Origin of the sequence: Streptomyces phaeoluteigriseus (assembly GCF_001896135.2) — a bacterium.
Classification (GTDB): domain Bacteria; phylum Actinomycetota; class Actinomycetes; order Streptomycetales; family Streptomycetaceae; genus Streptomyces; species Streptomyces phaeoluteigriseus.
Genome location: NZ_MPOH02000019.1, coordinates 1,032,316 through 1,049,470, shown reverse-complemented (window position 1 = coordinate 1,049,470; position 17,155 = coordinate 1,032,316). Strand labels below are relative to the sequence as shown.

Sequence of the window (17,155 nt, the reverse complement as noted above, 5' to 3'; positions counted from 1 at the left end):
CCCTGCCCGGGAAGCGCCGCGGCACACCCCTCACGCCCTCTCCGGAACCGGCCTCGAGCACGCCGAAGTCCCGGCCCCCGAACCCGGACCCCGAGCCGCGTGACACTCAGCGCTCCCACACCTCCGGTCCGCCCCCACGCCACTCGATCTCCGTCATTCCCGCCACGTCGATGTCGTCGATGCCTTCCAGGCCGGCCAGGCGCAGGAACTCGGCGACGTCGAGCAGGCCGTAGGCCATGCCGAGGAACTGGTTGCCCGCGCGGACGCGACGGCCGCCGTCCTCCGCGGGTGGGTAGACGACGACGGGCATCGGGGTAGCCATGGGTCCAGAGTGGAACGCGACCGGTCGCCGCGCACGCGGGCCGCGGCGGCCGAGTGCGGCGGCGCGGCTCCGGCGTCGCATGTCCTGTCGCCCGAGGCGGCCGGCGCACCGGTCAGCGGCGCGATCCGGCACGGAACAGCGAGAGGGGGGCGGGTGCGGCGAGAAGTGGGGCGGTCCGTCAGCGTCGGTTCCGAGCTTCCTGCGCCCACTTCTCGACGACGGGTACACAGGCGTCGGCGAAGTACTCGTAGTCATCAGGTGTGTTGTAGACGTGGGCGGACAACCGCAGGTAGCCGGTTCCGCCGAAACTGGTGAAGGCGGCCTCGACGCCCAGTTCCTCCGTCGCCCGGTCGCGCAGGACGTCGGCCTCGATCCGGGTGGTTCCGAGGCCGTCCGGGAGCCGGACCAGGCGCATTCCCGGCACGGGCATCCCGACGTCGACGGGTTCCGCCGGGCCGCCCGACGCGCGGAACGCGGCCGCCACCACCTGGGCGCCGTACCGCGCCAGTTCGTCCATGTAGGTCCGAGCCGTGTCCCAGCCCCAGGTGCGGGCCACGAAGTCCAGCGCAGTCGGGGCCGCGAGGCAGCCGGTCGCGTCGATCGTGCCCTGCTGGTCGAAGCGGTCCGGGAAGGGTTCGGCGGCGCTCCAGGAGTCGATCAGGGGGTGGAGTTCCTCGCGCAGCGGACCGCGGGCCACGAGAGCGGCGGTGCCGCGCGGCGCGCATCCCCACTTGTGGAGGTTGCCGACCCACGCGTCGCAGACCAGGCCCTCCAGAGGTGCGGGAAGAAGGCCGGGGGCGTGCGCGCCGTCCACGAGGAGCGGGATGCCGTGCCGGGCCGCCTCCTCGCCCACCTGGTCGACCGGCATCAGCCGTGCCGTGGCGGAGGTGATCTGGTCCAGGACGATGAGCGCGACCCGCTCGTCCACCTCGGACATCACCGCCGTACAGGCCTGCCGGGCGTCGGCGTCCAGAGGCACCTGGGCGGTGCGGACGCGTCCGCCCCAGCGCTGGGCGAGCCGCTCGGCTCCCATCGTGACGGCGCCGTAGCCGTGGTCGGTGACCACGATGTCGCCGCCGGGGCGCGCGCTGAGGGCGGAGTAGACGACGCTCGCGCCGGCGCTCGCGTTGGGCACGAGCGCCAAGTCCCGCGCCCGGACCCGAAGGTGGTCGGCGATCGCCGACCGGGCGGCGGCGATCCGGCCGGGCAGCTGCGGAAACCAGGCGACCGGGGCCCGCTCCATCTCGTCCCGCAGCGCGCTCTGCCGTTCCTGCGCCACGCGGGGCACCGCGCCGAACGAGCCGTGGTTGAGGTGCCGCATCCCGGGATCGAGGGTCCAGGCCAGTGCGGCGTCCCGGCCGTCGGCCAGCAGCAGGGGACGGGGCGCGGCGAGCGCTCGGGTCTCGGTCACGTGAATCCTGACGTGGGCGGCGGGACGGCCCTGCGGCCGGGATGCGCGATCACGATACCCATGCGCAGGCCCGAGGCGGCGGGCTTCCTGCCGAGCCCGCCGGACGTCCGGCGGGGGTCCGCTCAGGGGGGACTCGGGGGCAGTCAGGGTGAGGGGCGTCCACGGGTGCGGTGGCGGCTGTCGCCGCCGCCCGGATACCAGTCCCACCGGCGGATGCTCCTCCCGGTTTGACATGGTTCGGGCGGATGCCATGGTGGTAGACGGGGGTGACGTCGGGAGGCTCGGCATGGCATCGGATTCGGCATGGGGTCGCGTGGCGCGGCAGCTGCCGCTCAGGCTCACGGTCGGCTCGTTCATCCTCAGCTCAGGGCTGTCGAAGCGCGGGGCGGATCAGGCGACCGCTGAACAGCTCCATGGGTTCGCCACCACCACGTACCCCTTCCTGGGCACGCTCGACGCCCAGAAGTTCACCAGGCTGCTCTCCGCCGGGGAGATCGCCGTCGCCGCAGCCCTGCTCCTGCCGGTCGTTCCGGCGGCCGTCGCGGGGGCCGCGCTCACCGGATTCTCGTGCGGCACCCTGGGCCTCTACCTGCGTACGCCGGGCATGCGCCAGGACGGCGGTCTGCGCCCCACGGAGCAGGGAATCCCGCTGGCCAAGGACGTCTGGATGCTGGGCGTCGGACTGTCTCTCCTCGCCGATGGCCTGACCGGACGCCGAGGGCCCGCGACCACCGCCCTCGGCGCCTGCCGCCGCATGCTGCGACGCTGATCGGTGCGGCCGTGAGGCCCGTCCGCGCGGCGCCGGTACGCGGCCGTCGGTCCGGCCCCTCGGCGGTGGCTGCCGGCGGGTGCCCCGGTCGGTCAGAACGTCCAGCGCGTGTGGGTGTAGACGCCGTTGTCCCGGCCGAAGCCGTACGCCACGGTCGGGGCGACCGCGAACACCACGGCATCCCCCTTGCGGAACGAGTCCCCGATCCCGTGGAAGGTGCCTTCGGGTGAGGTGATGTGCGCTCCGTACTTCGCCTCGTGCACCGCGATCACCTCCTCCAGCACCGCGGGGTCGGTGACCGGTTCCGCCTTGCCCTCGACCACCAGGTCGAGTCCCTGGGCGAGCGAGTTTCCGCCGGTGGTCACCGCGCAGTGCGCATCGTGCGCGAGGTTCCTCGCCTTCTGCTCTCCCGGGCCGGTGGAGAAGTACAGTGCCCCGTCGTGCCAGGCGGCGATCACGGGGGTGACGTGCAGTCGGCCGTCCGGCCGCACGGTGGACACCCAGAAGATCTCGGCGGCCTCGAGCCGGCGCCGGGCCTCGGCCCACTCGGTGGCGGTGACGTCCATGGCACCCGGGCGCGGATTGAGCGCGGAACTGTAGCGGGCGTCGAGCCGGGCCGTGGGCTGCTGTGCGGATCCTTGTGTCGACATGGTGGATCTCCCTTCTCGTGCCCCTCCTAACGACCGGCGGCCCGTGCCGACATGATGCGAAGGGCGTACGGCTGTCGCCGACCCACTGGCGGAGGCGTTCCTCCCCTGTACGCGCTCGGCAACGGGGTTCCGCAGCGCGGCTGTCGAGGGCGGCCCCTGCCATGGACCAAGATCTCAGCGGTTCCGCGACGGACGGCTTCCTTCGTCCTCGGCCACCGGCGGGCGGGTGGATGGCGGTGCCGACTCGCAGGAGAGATCCTCCGTGACCGCACACCCGTCGCGTACCCGGATGAGCGTGCCCTCCTCGGCTCCCCGGGCGCCGCGCCGCTAGTCGGTGCCGCCCGGCTCCTCTTTGGGCGGCGGGTGCCCCCGTTCGGTGTGCCGCCGGCCGTGGTGATCGAGGAGCCACCGGCCGAACAGCGCCCCGCCGTAGACGACGAACCCGACACCGATCAGCCAGGACTCGACCACGAGGACGACTCCGACGGTGCCGTAACTGATCGCGTTGTTCACGATCAGCGGCGTGAACACGAAGAAGGAGAAGCTCCGGAGACCGATCAGACCGAGCATCGTGGCGACCGCTCCCGGCAGCAGGTCCCGCCAGCGGACCTGGCCGCCGAGCAGGAAGCGCTGGCCCCACCAGAAGAACAGGATGCCCGTCACCGACGAGAGCACGATGCGCTCCGGTCCTTGCAACGCGCTGCGCGTCTGCGCCTCCTGGTAGAGGTACGCGGTCAGCACGCACAGCCAGGTCGCCTGACGCCAGACCCGGTGCCACGGTCCGGGAGGCAGGTTCCACACCCGCTCGTAGCCGTTCTGGACGCTCGCTCCGAGGGCGACACCGAACACGGCGAGCGCCAGCCCGCCCCACACACTGGTGGTGCCGACCACCGCGCGCGGCGGGCTGATGATCTCCGTGAGCACGCGCGAGGACCGCCCGGACAGCCCCATGCCGTCCGCCAGCCATGCCGCGAAGCCGCCGCGCCCGAGCGGATCGGCGGCGGCGACCACGATGAGCAGCGGAGCCAGCGTGACCAGGGCCAGGGTGGCGAACCCCATGGCCCGGTGCATCAGCTCCAGGTCACGGCCGCGCCGCACCAGGGTGTGGGCGCCGAGCCGTTCCCATCCGTGCCGGATCACACGCGCGAAGCGACTCACGGCGCGCTCGTTCGTCGGCTCGCGCACACGCGGCAGATTAACCCGCGGCGAATCGGATGAAACATGACGAACGACCGGGCCCCGGTGCCTCGCCGCCGAGGCTCCGACGGCTCGGTCGGCGGATGCAAGCTGGTCCCGGTCCTTCCGTCCGGCTCCGCGCATGCCCCCCGGCGTCAGCCGCGAAGTCGTCGCGACCGGGACCAGATCGACCTCGCCCGTCACCTGCACGCCAGCGGCACCACCGAAAGGATCTTCGGCCGCCCGCTGCCCGTCGCCGTGTTCGACATGGACTGTCCGGGCTGGGAGGAGGAGGCCACCAGGGCCGCCAACCCGCCCCACCTGATCGAGGACTTCCTGGCGTGGTACTCGTGGACGGCGCGGTCCCCGTCGCCCGCCCCTGCCGTCCTCGGCTCATGAGGTCTCCGTCCGCCGTCCGGGCGTAGCGTGGAGGAAGCCGTACTCCCTGAAGGAGGGGTCATGGCGAACCCCGCAACCGATCGAGTGGCACCGGACCCCGCGAAGCAGGAGGCGTTCGCCGGACGCCTGCTCGAGGTCCTCAACGGAGCCTCCCTGACCCTGCTCACCAGCGTCGGTCATCAGACCGGCTTGTTCGACACCCTGAGCACGCTCCCTCCGGCGACCAGCGGCGACATCGCGAAGGCCGCGGGCCTGGACGCGCGCTACGTCCGGGAATGGCTCGGCGGCATGGTCGTGGGCGGATTCGTCGACTACGCCCCCGACACGGCCACCTACACCCTGCCGCCCGAGCACGCCGCCTCGCTCACCAAGGCGGCCGGTCCGGACAACCTGGCGCCGCTCATGGTGTCCCTGGGCCTCATGGCGAGCGTGGACGAACAGGTCGTGGACGCGTTCCGCGAGGGCGGCGGCGTCCCGTACTCGGCGTACCCGCGGTTCCAGGCGCTCCAGGCCGAGGAGACCGCGGCCGTGTACGACGCCGCTCTGGTCGACGTCATCGTGCCGCTGGTGCCCGGTCTCACCGAACGGCTCCGCGAGGGTGCCGACGTCCTCGACGTGGGCACCGGACATGGCCATGCGCCCGTCGTCCTCGCCCAGGCGTTCCCCCACAGCCGCTTCCACGGGCTCGACCGGTCCGAGGAGGGAATCGCCGCGGGACGCGCCGAGGCCGACCGGCTCGGGCTGGGCAACGTCCGCTTCACCGTCGGCGACTCCGGCGAGATCACCGGGGCGTACGACGTGATCACCGCCTTCGACGTCATCCACGACCTGGCCCGGCCCGCCGAGACGCTGTCGGCGATCGCCGGCGCCCTCAAGGACGGCGGAACGTTCCTCATGGGTGACATCGCGGCGTCCAGCAACCTGGAGGAGAACATCGGCCACCCCTTCGGGCCCACGCTCTACGCCTTCTCCGTCTTCTACTGCATGACCACTTCCCTCAGCACCGGAGGCGCCGGGCTCGGCACCGTCTGGGGCGAGCAGACCGCTCGCCACCTGCTGAGCGAGGCGGGCTTCGGGAAGGTCGAGACGCACGCGATCGAGGGAGACCCCATCAACCTGTACTACGTGGCCTCACGTTCCTGAGGAGGTACGTGCAGGTGACCCGCGGCGGGGACGGTCGGCCTTCGGATCCGTCGGGGTCGATGTGACAGCTGTGTATCGATGAAGCGTGGGTATGCGGGGCTCAGGCCAGGTCGTGCCGATCTCCTGCGGGCGGGTGATCCTCGGCGATAGTTGGCCGCGGTCTCGTGCGACAAGCGCGGGGCCGACGGGTTGCGTGGCGGAAGGACGGGCACAGCGCAGTGACGATCGCCGATGCGATGTTCGCGGGGTTGGGAGTGGGAGCGCTGCTCGCGGCCGTGCTGCCCCGGGTCGTGGCCGGACGACCGCTCTCGCTGCCCCTGGTGTTCCTGGTCGGCGGCATCTGTGTGTATCTGCTGCCACTGCCGCTGCCTGTGATCGATCCGGTGGACGACCGGCTGCTGACGGAGCACATCACCGAGATCGGTGTGATCATCGCGCTGATGGGTGCCGGACTGGCGCTCAACCGGCCCGTCGGCCGACGCCGCTGGGCCTCGACGTGGCGGCTGCTGGGCGTCACGATGCCGCTGACCGTCGTGGCCACCGCCCTCGTCGCGTGGTGGCTGCTGGACTGGCCTCCGGCTGCCGCCCTGCTGCTGGCCGCCGTCCTCGCGCCGACCGATCCGGTGCTCGCCGCGGAGGTGCGGGTGGGGGAGCCCACCGAGGACGAGCACGACGAGGACGAGGTGCGGTTCGCCCTCACCAGTGAGGCGGGCCTCAACGACGGGCTCGCCTTCCCGCTGACGTACGCGGCCCTCGCCCTGGCCGCTGCCGCGGGCAGCGGCTGGTCGGCGGACTGGGTCGGTGCATGGGTGGTGGAGGACGTCGCGTTCAAGTGCACCGTGGGTGTGCTGTGCGGGTTGCTGATCGGCCGGGTGCTGGGCTGGCTGTTCTTCATGGCACGCTCGCCGGCGCTGCGGCTGTCCGAGCACCGGGAGGGCTTCGTCGCGCTGGGCGCCACCTTCCTGTCGTACGGGGTGACCGAGGCGGCGGGGGGCTACGGCTTCCTCGCCGTGTTCGCCACCGCGTGCACGATCCGGGCGGCCGAGCGCGCCCACGGGTTCCACAACGTCCTGCACGACTTCGTGGAGCAGATCGAACGGCTGTTCACCGCGACGGTGCTGTTTCTGCTGGGCGCGTTCATCGCGCTGGGCGGCCTCGCCGCTCTCACCTGGCAGGGCGCGGTCACCGCGCTGGTGCTGCTCGTGGTGATCCGGCCGCTGTCCGGGTGGGTGGGGCTGCTCGGCGGCCGGCCAGGGAGTCGGGAGCGCTGGGTGATCTCGGGCTACGGCATTCGTGGCATCGGGTCCCTGTACTACCTCGCCTACGCCCTGGGACAGCAGGACTTCCCCGTGCCGGAGCGGGAGCTGTGGGCCGTGGTGACGTTCACCGTGCTCGCCTCGGTGGTGCTGCACGGGGTCACGGCGGGTCCGGTGGTCACCCGGCTCGACCGGCTGCGCACCGCGAAACCCCCGCGCCAGGAGGGTACGGAAGGAGACCGAGGAGCGGATCGGCCCGCAGGATGATGAGGCTGGCCCGTCCCCGTCGACGGGCCTACGACATGTAGGCGTCCGTCGGCGCGTCAGCTGTTGCCGGTGCCGTGTGGGGGCGCATGAACAGGCCACTGCCCCCGCTGTCGTCGCCGACGAGCGTCCACCGCGGCGCGTACCGGCGCACTCGTGCGTGTCGTTGGCTGTCCCCGTCGCCCTCGTCGTAGAAGTTCAGCCGGTCCCCGTCGCGCCGTCCGGTCAGATCCTCGACGGCGCCGACCTGGGCGGACGGCAGGACCGTCGCGATGTCGGCGCCGTCGACCGGTCGACCGTGCCCTCGCCGTAGTCGGCGAGGACACCAGCGCCACGACGCCGGCAGCGGGCCCAGCCTTGATTCCGCCGCGTGGATCGCCGCCTGCGGCCTGACCCGGCCCGGCCGGGTCCTGATCGCCGGTGAGGCGTCGATCAGGCCGCGCAGCATCACACGATCGGGATTCACGCTCAGGACTCTTCCCTGCACGTCTGCCGGACCGGTGTGTGCCGGCGCTCCCCCACGGCCACCGCAGGCGGTGGGTGAACGCTGACCGTGCGCGCGGGCGCGTTCGGACGTCCACGCTCCCGGCCCGGGTCCGCGGCTCGGCTACCGCAGGCCGTAGAAGTGCAGAGGCGAGTTCGGTTCGAAGCCGATACGCGGGTACACGGGAGCGCCTGCGACGGTCGCGTGCAGGGTGGCGCGCGTCAGGCCGGTGGCACGGGCGCCCTCGTGGAGGGCCTTGCGCGTCACGGCTTCGCCATAGCCCCTGCGCTCCCACTCGGGGTCCGTCGCGACGAGTACGACGAAGAGGCGGCCGTCGGCCTCCACCGCCCCGGCGCACGTCACCGGGACACCGTCCCGCAGACCGAGGTAGGCGTGTACCTCCCGCTTCCACAGTGTGGAACCGGCGAGTCCGTCGCGACCGTCCTCCAGGGGGAAGCCGTAGGCGCGGGAGTTGAGGTCCGCGTAGGCGCGCAGTTGCTCGTCGGTGCTGACACGGACGAACGTGAGGTCCGGATGGGTCGGCGCGGGGACGGGCAGCATGTCCCCGGCCATGCCGGTGCCGGGGAAGGCGTAGCTCAGACCCGCTCGCTCGGCCGCCGCGGTGACGCCCGCGCGAGCCTCCGCGTCGACGAGGTCCTCGAAGACCCACAGAAACCCCGGGTACTTCTTCGCACGCATGATGTCCGCCGCCTCGGCCAGGCGCCGTTCCAGGAGGTCCGCGTCCGCTCCCACATCGGTCAAGGTGACGCAGTTCCAGAAGGCGAAGCGGCAGTCGGCCCAGCGAACCGCGATCCCCGGAAGGTCGCGGACATCGGCATCCCTGTTCCGGTCGAGCACCATGTGCCGCCAGACCGTGGCGAGTTGCTCCATCGATTCGACAGAGGCGGCTGGAGATGTCACCTTGACTCCTTCGATCGTCGGGCGTTCCGCACGCCGCAGCAGTGACTACGATCGCAGCCCGTTTCCCGCAGGGTCCGAGCATTGCGGCGGGTTCACGCCTGTGCGGACGCGCCCGCCGCGGGTGCTCCACCCCTGGGGCAGGCGCCCGCCGAGCCCTTCGGTCGGCGGTGACCTCAGGAAGTCCGGCAGAAAATCGCCGTGTTGTGACATAGATGCGCGGGCCGCCTGCCGTCTGACACGTGAATCCGATCACCGATCGACGGATCACCCGGAGGAAGCATGAAGTCGAAGACGCTCGTAGTAGCGGGAGTTGTGGCGATGGCGCTGGCGGGAGGGGCCGGCACGGCTCTCGCCGTGGGAGGCCTGACGCCTCCCGCCAAGGCCGACGCCACGGACGCCGGAGACCGGCGGGCAACGGCAGGCACGGAGGCGGCGGGCGTCCACGTGCCGCGGCGGGCCGCTACCGATGCCACCGGTCCGCGGGTCGTGCGGCCGTACGAACCGGTCGAGATAGGCCAGGGCGCGAAGATGGGGCTCCTGCCCGAGGGCAGGCAGAACTACGTGGTGGCCTGGGACGACTACGAGGAGGCCGTCGAGCGGGCCAGGACCCTCGCCGGCGACAGCATCCGGGCCAACAGCATCAGTGGTGGGATGGGCGTCGACGGTGATGACGTGCTGTTCACCGGTGCCTTCCGCACGGACACCGTGCCGACGCGCATCACTCTGCGCATCGGCACGGGCGCCGAGGTGGAGGCAGGCATGCTGAGGCTTCCCGGTACGCCGGGCTGGGGGACGTACTACTACGACGCCGCCGGAGCGGGCCGCCCGCAGGAGACGGTCGAGGTCACGGCGTACGACGCGGACGGCTCGGTGCTCGCCGACCTGGCGTACGAGCCCGCGCCCGCAAGCCGCTGACGACCGTTGCGCCCATCCGGTGGTGATGTCCCGCTGTCGTGCCCCGCACAGGGGACGGGGCACGACGGCGGGACACGCACCGTGGGGCGGCAGAACACGAGGACTCGATTGAAGACGAGCACGGAGGCGGAGTTCCGGGCGTTCATGGTCAGCCGCTGGCCCCGCATGCTCCGCACCGCCCACCTCCTGACAGGGCATCACCAGGACGCGGAGGACCTCGTCCAGGCCGCCCTGGCGAAGGCCTACGTGAAGTGGGAACGCGTACGGCGCACGGACGACCCGGACGCCTACGTATGGCGCATCATGATCAACACCAACGCGGACCGACTGCGGCGGATGAAGGTCCGCGAATGGCTGACCACGCGTTTCCCGGAGCCCGCGGCTCCGGACCGCAACGAGGCGTTCGCCGAGCGGAGCGCGCTGCTCGACGCGCTCGCCCGGCTGCCGGCGAAACAACGAGCGGTCGTCGTGCTGCGGTACCTGGAGGACCGCAGCGAGAGCGAGGTGGCACGCCTGCTCGGCACCGGCGTCGGTACGGTACGCAGTCATACGGCCCGCGCGCTGAAGAAGCTCCGCGAACAAGTGGTCACGTCCGAAGTGGTCACGTCCGAGGCGGCCACGTCCGAGGCGGCCACGTCCGAAGCGGCCACGCCCGGGGCGGACCGCGCCACACGAGGGGGACAGCGGCCGTGACCGACGACCTGCGACTCGGCGAACTCCTCCGCCACGAGGCGGACACGTTTCCCACCGGCCCGGCTCCCGTCGACGAGGTGCTGCGCAGAGGCCGCTTCGCGCGCCGCCGCCGCACGGCCCTCGCAGCCGGTGTGGTCACCGCGGTGATCGGCCTGGTGGCGACCCTCGGTCTGACAGACCTGGCCCGAAGGGCGACCCCGTCCCCGCCGGCCACGCCACCACCGTCCACGGCTCCGCCCAGCCCCGTGCCGTCCACGAAGGACGAAGGCGCCCGGACCGTGTCCCCCTACGAAGCCGTGGACATCGGTCACGGCCACCGGATGGCCCTGCTCCCGGACGGCCGGCAGAACTACGTCGTGGGCACGGGCGACATCAGTGCGGCCGTCGAGCGGGCCAAGAAGGCCCTCGGCGACAACATCCGTCCCGACAGCCTCAGTTCGGGCAGAAGCGTCGACGGGCAGCACATCCTGTACTTCGGAGCGTTCCGGGCGAAGACTCTCCCGTCCAGGATCCAGCTCCGCCTCGACTCCGGACGCCGCTGGGCCGCCACGGTGCTGACCCTGCCGGGCCATCCGCAATGGGGTGCCTACTACGTCTTCCGCGACGCCTCCACGGCGGACACTGGCTACACGATCACCGCGTACACGCGGGACGGTGCGGTGCTGCTCGAACAGCACTTCGGTGGCCCCGCCGCCCCGTGATCCGGCCCCGCCACAGGCCCGGCCGGGCGCAACACCCGCCGCGTAGGGGTGGACGCCGTCGTCCCGGCCGAAGCCGGGCGTCACGGTCGGGGCGACCGCGAACACCACGGGGTCCCCCGGTTCGCGGCGCCCGACCGTGAGCCGCTCCTGTCGACACGACCTCGGATGCGGACGCCCTGACGAGGAGTCGGGTGCCTGACGAGGAGTCGGGTGCCGGGGCGGACGGTCAGTCGTCCAGCAGGACGCGGAAACGGGCGATGTCACCGCGCATGACGATCTCGGCCTCGCCCTCGGCCTCGACGTACTTGCCGGTGCCGCCGGTGACCGCCGAGAGGCCGCCGTGCGGAAGGGGGCCGAAGCGGTCGATGGCGTCGCTCAGGCTGATGCTGCCGTCGTCGGTGCGCAGCACACGATGGCACAGGGCGACATGCCCGCGGGGTGTCACGTCGACGGCACTGCAGCGCGCCGAGGCGTCGCCGATCTTCTTGCCGGGCCGCCCTTGTCGTTGGTGTACAGGTAGGAGTGGACGGTCCAGTCGGCGCCGACGTGTACGTGCTCCGGCCTGCTGTCCGAGTGCCTGACGGCCAGCCAGTCGAGCACCGTCGCGTCCTTCTTCGGCGTGCTCCCGGGCGTGGGCCGGGGAGCCGCCTGGGCGGTGAAGGCCAGGGCGCTGCCGGCGAGCATCGCGGAAGCGACGGTGAGCACGCCGACGCCGAACAGCCGGGCGCGCGCAGGAGTGCGTGGCAAAGGAGCCTCCGAGGAGTGGGGGGAAGAAGCCGGTCCTCTCAGCTTGATGTGTCATCCCTGCCAGGTAGTGAGCGACACGGGCACGAGCTGACGCTTCGTCCGACACGGTGACATGGCCCTCGGCCGGCCGCGCCCAGGGGTCGCCACCCGCCGCCGCATTGCGGCCTGTGCCCCTCGGCCCCACGCGGGCGGCATCGGGCCGCCACCCGCCGCCGCATCGCGGCCTGTGCCCCTCGGACCCACGGGCGGCACCCGGCCGCACGCTCCGTCTTCAGCGTCCGGCCCGGCCCGCCGCCTCCCGGGTGATGTCGGCGTACACGCGGAAGAGGGCCGGGCGGGGCTCGCCCTCGTCCCGTTCGTGCAGGGCCGCCCAGCACCGGGCGACGAGTTCCCGGGCCTGGGTGCCGGGCCAGGGCCGGGGCAGGAGCTGCGGGGGCAGCAGCGGGTCCGGCTCCATGGCGCGGGTGAGTTCGGCGGCCAACTCGACCGCGATGGTGAGGAGCGCGGACGGGGAGAGACCGGCACGGTCGGTGAGCCGGGCGAGGCGGGGCCGGGCGACGTCGCCGAGGCGGTGGTAGCGGTCGGCGATTTCGTCCAGTGGCCACAGCAGGCGGGCGAGTTCGGCAGGCTCGTCGGTGTCGCCCCTGCGCAGGTCCGTCGTGGTGAGGAGGGTGAGCGCGCCGTGGGCGCCGAGGCGGCGGGCCGCCTCTTCGACGTACGGATCCCACCGGTTGGCGCAGACGTACAGTCCGCTCTGGAGCGGACTGCCGCCGAGCCGGACGAGCGTCTCGCGCAGGGAGTCGCGGGCGGTGCGTGCCGATTCGGGCATCGCGAACGCGGCCAGGTGCCAGACACCGTCCCAGGGCGCGAGCCCGGCGTCCTGCCGGAACGCGTGCCGCAGGAAGTCCGCGTTGGGGGCGAGGGCGCGCGTGGTGTCCGCGCTCGCGCGCAGCTCCGCCTTGCGGCCTCGGCCCTCGTGGGTGAACCGGCCTTCGGCCACGAGCCGTTTGACGCACAGGCGTACCTGCTGGTCGCTCATGCCGAGGATGTTGCCGACGGTGTACAACTCGTCCGCGCGGACGGTGCCGTCCTCCCGGATCAGCGCGTGGACGAGCATGCGGGTGGGCACCTCGACGTGGTCCGTACCGATGCTCACAGGTCCCTGGCTCCTCTCGTTCCGACGGGTCGGTGCATGGTGGTCACCGCTCCGAAGCCCAGCAGTGCGCGCAGGTAGGGGGTCCGCTCCGTGCGTACGGCGACGAAGCCGCGCCGCTCGTACAGGGCTCTCGCGCGCGGGTTGGTGTCGATCACGTCCAGTCTGATCTCCCGGCAGTCCTGCTCCGCAGCGAGGGCGGCCACTTCCTCGATGAGCAGGCTCCCGACACCGCGGCCACGGGCACCGGGGTCCACGGCGATGCCGTCCATGACGAGTTGCCCTGGGGCCGGGCGGCGCTCGAACAGGGCGAGGAGCAGGAGTCGGTGCAGTCCTCGCAGATGTCCGTACGTTCGCCGGACGGCGCCGGCCGACCCACCGGTGAGGGCCGATCCGCCGAGCTGGTAGCCGGCGAGGCCGATCAGCTGCCCGTCGAGGAGCGCGCACACCGCTCGATCGGCGTTCAGGTGGGCGGCGATGAAGGGCACCGCCTTCTCCGGCGGGTTCAGCGCGGGGCCGAGTTTGCGGCCGAAGGCGTCCCAGTACAGTTCCGCCGCCCGTCGTTCGGCTCCGGCAGGAATGCCCCGCCGGACAGCCACCTGTCCGGTTCCGGTGCCGCTCGCGTCCGGTGCCATGTGTGTGCCCCCTTCTCGATGCCGCGTCGGTTGACGTCGACTCACGTCGGCTGACGTCGGCTCCCCCCAAAAACTATCACTATCTCGACGGTCGTATGTGAAATGATAGATTCATTCCTCACGCAGGATCGAGACAGAGGTGGTCGGGTCCATGAGTCCGAAGAACCAGGGCCGGCGGCGGGGGCTCCGCGTCGCCGTGTGGTCGCTCGTCGGCCTTCTCGTCGTGGCCACCGGTGCCGTCGGTGTGATGCTGTGGCAGAACACCTACGACATGGACGAGCAGCGGGTTGTGATCCGCCACGGTGGCCGCACCCTCCACGGCGTACTGGCCACGCCCAAGGACGGCCGTGGGAACCACGGCCTGGTCGTGTACCTCCATGGTGACGGTCCCGTCGACGCCACCCATGACGGCGGCTACCGGCCCCTGTGGGAGGCGAACGCCAGGGCCGGGTACGCCTCCCTCTCCTGGGACAAGCCCGGCGTCGCCGGCGCACCCGGTGACTGGCTCGACCAGACCATGGACGACCGGGCCGACGAGGCAGCCGCCGCCATCGCCTGGGCGCGGACCCGACCGGGCATCGACGGCGACCGGATCGGCCTCTGGGGCGCGAGCCAGGCGGGCTGGGTCCTGCCGAAGGTCGCCGCCAGGACACCGGTGAGCTTCGTCATCGCTGTCTCACCCGCCGTCAACTGGCTCCGCCAGGGCCGCTACAACCTCCTCGCCGAGCTGCGGGCCGACGGGGCATCGGCGGCCCGTACCAAGGCGGAGGTGGCCAGGAGCGACACCGTCCGACGGTTGCTGAGCCGCCACGCCTCGTTCGGGGAGTACGTCACGGCCGTACGCGGGGACACGGACGGCATGACCGCCGAGCGCTGGAACTTCGTCTCGAAGAACCACACCGCGGACGCCACGCGGGACCTGCGCTCCCTGCGCGGCACACCGGTGTTGCTGATCCTCGCGGGCCATGACATGAACGTGGACACCGCCGACACCGAGCGGGTCTACCGCGAGGTGCTGGACGCAGGCGGCGCGCTGACGGTCGAACGCTACCCGGACGCCGCCCATTCGCTGGTCAAGCACGCCATCGAGCGGTCGGACCTGCGTATCACGCTCACCGCGGTCTTCTCTCCCCGCTCGCTCTTCGCGGACGGGTTCCTGGCAGACCAACGGCGGTTCCTCGCGCTGGCCGACTGAAGCGCGCCGGGTCGCTCTCGCCCGCCCGGGGCGGAGCGGCCGCCGCGCACGCTGACTCCTGGCCTGCCGCGCCGGCGCCTATCGCGCGTCGGCCCGGAGATCCACGCACGCCGTGAGCGCGTCCCCGTCACGGACGAGATCCGCACCGATACCGGCCATGAGCGCCCGCACGGCCAGGTTGTGCGGCGTCGTGCTCACATACACGGAGGCGAACCCGGCCGCGCGGGCTCGGTCCAGAAGCAACCGCAGTACGGCACCGCCCACGCCGGCGCCTCGGTGTGACCGCCCGATCCACACCCCGGCTTCCGCCGTCCCGGCCCGCTTCTCCACGGGGCACAGCCGTGCTGCTCCGACGACCCGCCCCGAAGCGGAGATGGCGAAGGTGGTCTCCACCGGGTCTGCCGCCAACGACCGCGACTCGTGAAACCCGACGAACGCCGCCCGGCGCTCCGGCGTCCATCCACCAGGTCCCTCCACGGGCGGCATCACCTCGAGCGGGTCGGCGTCCTCGACCGCAGCGAGCAGCAGATCCGTGAGGAGGTTCCGGTCGAGAGGGCGGAGTGTGACATCGGATCGCATGGCCGCAATGCTGTCACGGCGTCGAGGACGAGGACGGCTGGAGCGGGGAAAGGCCGTGGCGAGCAGGTCGAGGAGGTGCGCCGCGGCGGAGTGCGGGTCGCGGAGTGGGGTGAGCGGGTGGGTGCCGAGCGGTGGCGCAGTGGTGTGCTGAGGCCGGGCAGCGGGCTCCACCGGAGGGATCCGGTTCGCTCCCGCAGGCCGCGGCCGGCCGGGGACGTCCCTCGCCGCCAGAGACGGCGTCGCCCGGACGGCCGGCGGCCGGTCGGTGGAGCCTTCGCCCGTCACAGCGGTCCGTCACAGCGGTCCGTCGGTGAGGGCCCCCGTACGGCGGAGCCGGCCGGCGAGCGAATGACAGCGGTGACAGTGTTTCGCGCCGTAGCCGTGGCGGCAGTGGAAGTGTGGGTAGGGAGGCGGGGCAATGAGCGAGGGGGAGCGTCGATGACGGGTCGGGACCGGTGGATCCGGGAGTTGCGTCGGGTGGAACAGCCCGCCGCTCATGTGGTGTTCTGTCCGCACGCCGGTGGTGCCGCCAGCTTCTTCGCGCCGTTCACCCGGCACTTCCCGGCCGGATTCGACCTCTCCGCCGTCCAGTACCCCGGACGGCAGGAGCGGTTGGACGAGCCCCTCGTGCCCACCGTCGAGGGCCTCGTCGGCCACCTCGTGCCGATTCTGCGGCGGTTCACCGCCACCGCGGTGCCCCTCGTGCTGTTCGGTCACAGCATGGGAGCGAGCGTGGCCTTCGAGGCGGCACTGCGGCTGGTCGCCGAGGAGCCTGTGGCGCAGTGCAGCCTGGTGGTCTCCGGGCGGGCCGCTCCATCGGTGCCCCGCACCCACGTGTACGCGGCGACGGACCAGGAAATCCTCGATGACCTGGTCAAACTCGGCGGGACCCAGGCGGAGTTCGTGCGCGACCCGGAAATCCGCGACCTGTTCCTGCCCGCGCTGCGCAACGACTACGGCGCGGTCGCCCGGTACCGTCCGACCGGCGAAGCGGCGCTGGACGCGCCCCTGTTGTGCCTCACCGGCGAGCGGGACCCGCGGGTGTCACCGGAGGCGGCTGCCGCCTGGAAGAACCACACCTCGGCGGAGTTCCGGATGGAGTCCTTCCCCGGCGGCCACTTCTTCCTGGCGGAGCACCGAGAGACTGTCGCACGAGCGGTCGCGGACTGGGCCGAATCCCCGCGCGGCGGCCCACCTCCCGCCGCCGGAACATGACACCGGCCAGGCCGTTCCTGCTCGCAGCTCGCAGGCTCGCAGGTTTGACGGGCTCGACGGGAGGTCGTCAGCAGGCGTCGTACTTCCAACCGCCGTCCTCCAGCGTCCACGGCTGCGCCCGCTGGTCGAACTGGGGCAGGCCCCGCACCTTGTAGCTGACGCGGCCCAGCTTGCCGGACACCTCGGCCCGCACGTCCGTCGCCGGGTGGTCGGGTCCGTGGTCGGCCTTCGCCTTCTCGACGAGGGCGGTGTAGGCGTCCGCACCGATCTCCTCCCGGCAGCGTGCGGAGAGCATGCCGTACGCGGTGTCGGTGTCGGCCGCGAAGTAGGCCGAGGTGTAGACGGCCGCGGCCGCCTCCAGGTCGTCGCCCTCGTGCGCCTCCGGCACGGCGATGGTCGGCTCGGCCTCTGCCGGACCGGAGTCACTCGCGGACCCGCCTTCGTCCCCGCCCGAGGAGCAGGCGGTGAGCGCGAGCAGTGCCGCGGCGACGATGATCGAGGAGCGAGTGCGCACGATGTCCCCCAAG

General features: G+C 72.2%; 21 protein-coding genes. 9 read left to right on the top strand and 12 right to left on the bottom strand.

Translation table 11 applies throughout. The features are described 5' to 3' along the window. Positions 1-106 precede the first annotated feature (106 nt). Positions 107-322 carry a hypothetical protein gene (locus BM536_RS34470; RefSeq protein ID WP_094103890.1) on the bottom strand — a complete coding sequence of 72 codons (216 nt, stop codon included), beginning with the start codon at positions 320-322 and terminating at the stop codon, positions 107-109. A gap of 178 nt (positions 323-500) precedes the next feature. Then, entirely contained in the window at positions 501-1,733 is a 1,233-nt protein-coding gene (locus BM536_RS34465; RefSeq protein WP_094103888.1) for an aminotransferase class V-fold PLP-dependent enzyme, read from the bottom strand. A 286-nt stretch (positions 1,734-2,019) separates the two neighbouring features. Here BM536_RS34465 and BM536_RS34460 point away from each other — a divergent pair, with 286 nt between their 5' ends. Next, positions 2,020-2,502 carry a hypothetical protein gene (locus tag BM536_RS34460; protein ID WP_073498480.1) on the top strand — a complete coding sequence of 161 codons (483 nt, stop codon included), beginning with the start codon at positions 2,020-2,022 and terminating at the stop codon, positions 2,500-2,502. A gap of 92 nt (positions 2,503-2,594) precedes the next feature. Here BM536_RS34460 and BM536_RS34455 read toward each other — a convergent pair whose 3' ends face one another. Both BM536_RS34455 and BM536_RS34450 read right to left on the bottom strand, forming a co-directional pair. Next, positions 2,595-3,152, bottom strand: a complete 558-nt coding sequence (locus tag BM536_RS34455; RefSeq protein ID WP_073498478.1) for a pyridoxamine 5'-phosphate oxidase family protein — start codon at positions 3,150-3,152, stop codon at positions 2,595-2,597. 327 nt (positions 3,153-3,479) lie between these two features. After that, positions 3,480-4,310 carry a ribonuclease BN gene (locus BM536_RS34450; protein ID WP_073498486.1) on the bottom strand — a complete coding sequence of 277 codons (831 nt, stop codon included), beginning with the start codon at positions 4,308-4,310 and terminating at the stop codon, positions 3,480-3,482. A 63-nt stretch (positions 4,311-4,373) separates the two neighbouring features. On the opposite strand from BM536_RS34450, the gene BM536_RS43460 reads away from it, so the two are divergent. The 3 genes from BM536_RS43460 (at position 4,374) to BM536_RS34435 (ending at position 7,393) form a co-directional block, all read left to right on the top strand. Further along, complete coding sequence (locus tag BM536_RS43460; RefSeq protein WP_245873918.1) at positions 4,374-4,727, top strand: hypothetical protein; 354 nt, start codon at positions 4,374-4,376, stop codon at positions 4,725-4,727. 60 nt (positions 4,728-4,787) lie between these two features. Continuing rightward, positions 4,788-5,870: a class I SAM-dependent methyltransferase gene (locus tag BM536_RS34440; protein ID WP_073498476.1), complete on the top strand. Its 1,083-nt coding sequence runs from the start codon at positions 4,788-4,790 to the stop codon at positions 5,868-5,870. 218 nt (positions 5,871-6,088) lie between these two features. Continuing rightward, positions 6,089-7,393: a cation:proton antiporter gene (locus BM536_RS34435; RefSeq protein ID WP_094103886.1), complete on the top strand. Its 1,305-nt coding sequence runs from the start codon at positions 6,089-6,091 to the stop codon at positions 7,391-7,393. 28 nt (positions 7,394-7,421) lie between these two features. Here the strand turns inward: BM536_RS34435 and BM536_RS41950 are convergent, their stop codons facing one another. Beyond that, entirely contained in the window at positions 7,422-7,856 is a 435-nt protein-coding gene (locus tag BM536_RS41950; RefSeq protein ID WP_211362997.1) for a hypothetical protein, read from the bottom strand. Between the two features lie 141 nt (positions 7,857-7,997). Beyond that, positions 7,998-8,765 (bottom strand): GNAT family N-acetyltransferase, encoded by a 768-nt coding sequence (locus BM536_RS34425; RefSeq protein WP_073498473.1) that lies wholly within the window; start codon positions 8,763-8,765, stop codon positions 7,998-8,000. A gap of 309 nt (positions 8,766-9,074) precedes the next feature. On the opposite strand from BM536_RS34425, the gene BM536_RS34420 reads away from it, so the two are divergent. The 3 genes from BM536_RS34420 to BM536_RS34410 all read left to right on the top strand — a co-directional run bounded on the left by BM536_RS34420 (position 9,075) and on the right by BM536_RS34410 (position 11,104). Then, positions 9,075-9,710, top strand: a complete 636-nt coding sequence (locus BM536_RS34420; protein WP_143651038.1) for a hypothetical protein — start codon at positions 9,075-9,077, stop codon at positions 9,708-9,710. 108 nt (positions 9,711-9,818) lie between these two features. Next, positions 9,819-10,403, top strand: a complete 585-nt coding sequence (locus BM536_RS34415) for a SigE family RNA polymerase sigma factor (protein ID WP_079275225.1) — start codon at positions 9,819-9,821, stop codon at positions 10,401-10,403. Beyond that, positions 10,400-11,104 carry a hypothetical protein gene (locus tag BM536_RS34410; protein ID WP_094103884.1) on the top strand — a complete coding sequence of 235 codons (705 nt, stop codon included), beginning with the start codon at positions 10,400-10,402 and terminating at the stop codon, positions 11,102-11,104. The genes BM536_RS34415 and BM536_RS34410 overlap by 4 nt, the downstream gene beginning before the upstream one ends. A 226-nt stretch (positions 11,105-11,330) precedes the next feature. Here the strand turns inward: BM536_RS34410 and BM536_RS34405 are convergent, their stop codons facing one another. The 4 genes from BM536_RS34405 to BM536_RS34390 all read right to left on the bottom strand — a co-directional run bounded on the left by BM536_RS34405 (position 11,331) and on the right by BM536_RS34390 (position 13,639). After that, complete coding sequence (locus BM536_RS34405; protein WP_143651036.1) at positions 11,331-11,549, bottom strand: hypothetical protein; 219 nt, start codon at positions 11,547-11,549, stop codon at positions 11,331-11,333. Next, positions 11,546-11,851: a hypothetical protein gene (locus BM536_RS34400; RefSeq protein WP_094103883.1), complete on the bottom strand. Its 306-nt coding sequence runs from the start codon at positions 11,849-11,851 to the stop codon at positions 11,546-11,548. Before BM536_RS34400 ends, BM536_RS34405 begins: the two co-directional genes overlap by 4 nt. A 271-nt stretch (positions 11,852-12,122) precedes the next feature. After that, the gene (locus BM536_RS34395; RefSeq protein WP_094103930.1) at positions 12,123-12,968 is read right to left on the bottom strand and encodes a PaaX family transcriptional regulator C-terminal domain-containing protein; all 846 of its coding nucleotides are present in this window, start codon (positions 12,966-12,968) and stop codon (positions 12,123-12,125) included. Between the two features lie 35 nt (positions 12,969-13,003). After that, positions 13,004-13,639, bottom strand: a complete 636-nt coding sequence (locus BM536_RS34390; protein ID WP_073499009.1) for a GNAT family N-acetyltransferase — start codon at positions 13,637-13,639, stop codon at positions 13,004-13,006. Between the two features lie 151 nt (positions 13,640-13,790). Here BM536_RS34390 and BM536_RS34385 point away from each other — a divergent pair, with 151 nt between their 5' ends. Then, entirely contained in the window at positions 13,791-14,834 is a 1,044-nt protein-coding gene (locus tag BM536_RS34385) for an alpha/beta hydrolase family protein (protein WP_073499014.1), read from the top strand. Between the two features lie 78 nt (positions 14,835-14,912). On the opposite strand, the gene BM536_RS34380 is transcribed toward BM536_RS34385, so the two are convergent. Continuing rightward, a complete protein-coding gene (locus tag BM536_RS34380) occupies positions 14,913-15,413 on the bottom strand; it encodes a GNAT family N-acetyltransferase (protein ID WP_073499007.1) in 501 nt (166 codons plus the stop codon). Positions 15,414-15,851: 438 nt separating this feature from the next. On the opposite strand from BM536_RS34380, the gene BM536_RS34375 reads away from it, so the two are divergent. Continuing rightward, a complete protein-coding gene (locus BM536_RS34375) occupies positions 15,852-16,628 on the top strand; it encodes a thioesterase II family protein (protein WP_073499005.1) in 777 nt (258 codons plus the stop codon). Between the two features lie 67 nt (positions 16,629-16,695). Here the strand turns inward: BM536_RS34375 and BM536_RS40470 are convergent, their stop codons facing one another. Further along, a complete protein-coding gene (locus BM536_RS40470; RefSeq protein ID WP_073499003.1) occupies positions 16,696-17,142 on the bottom strand; it encodes a hypothetical protein in 447 nt (148 codons plus the stop codon). Positions 17,143-17,155 lie beyond the last annotated feature (13 nt).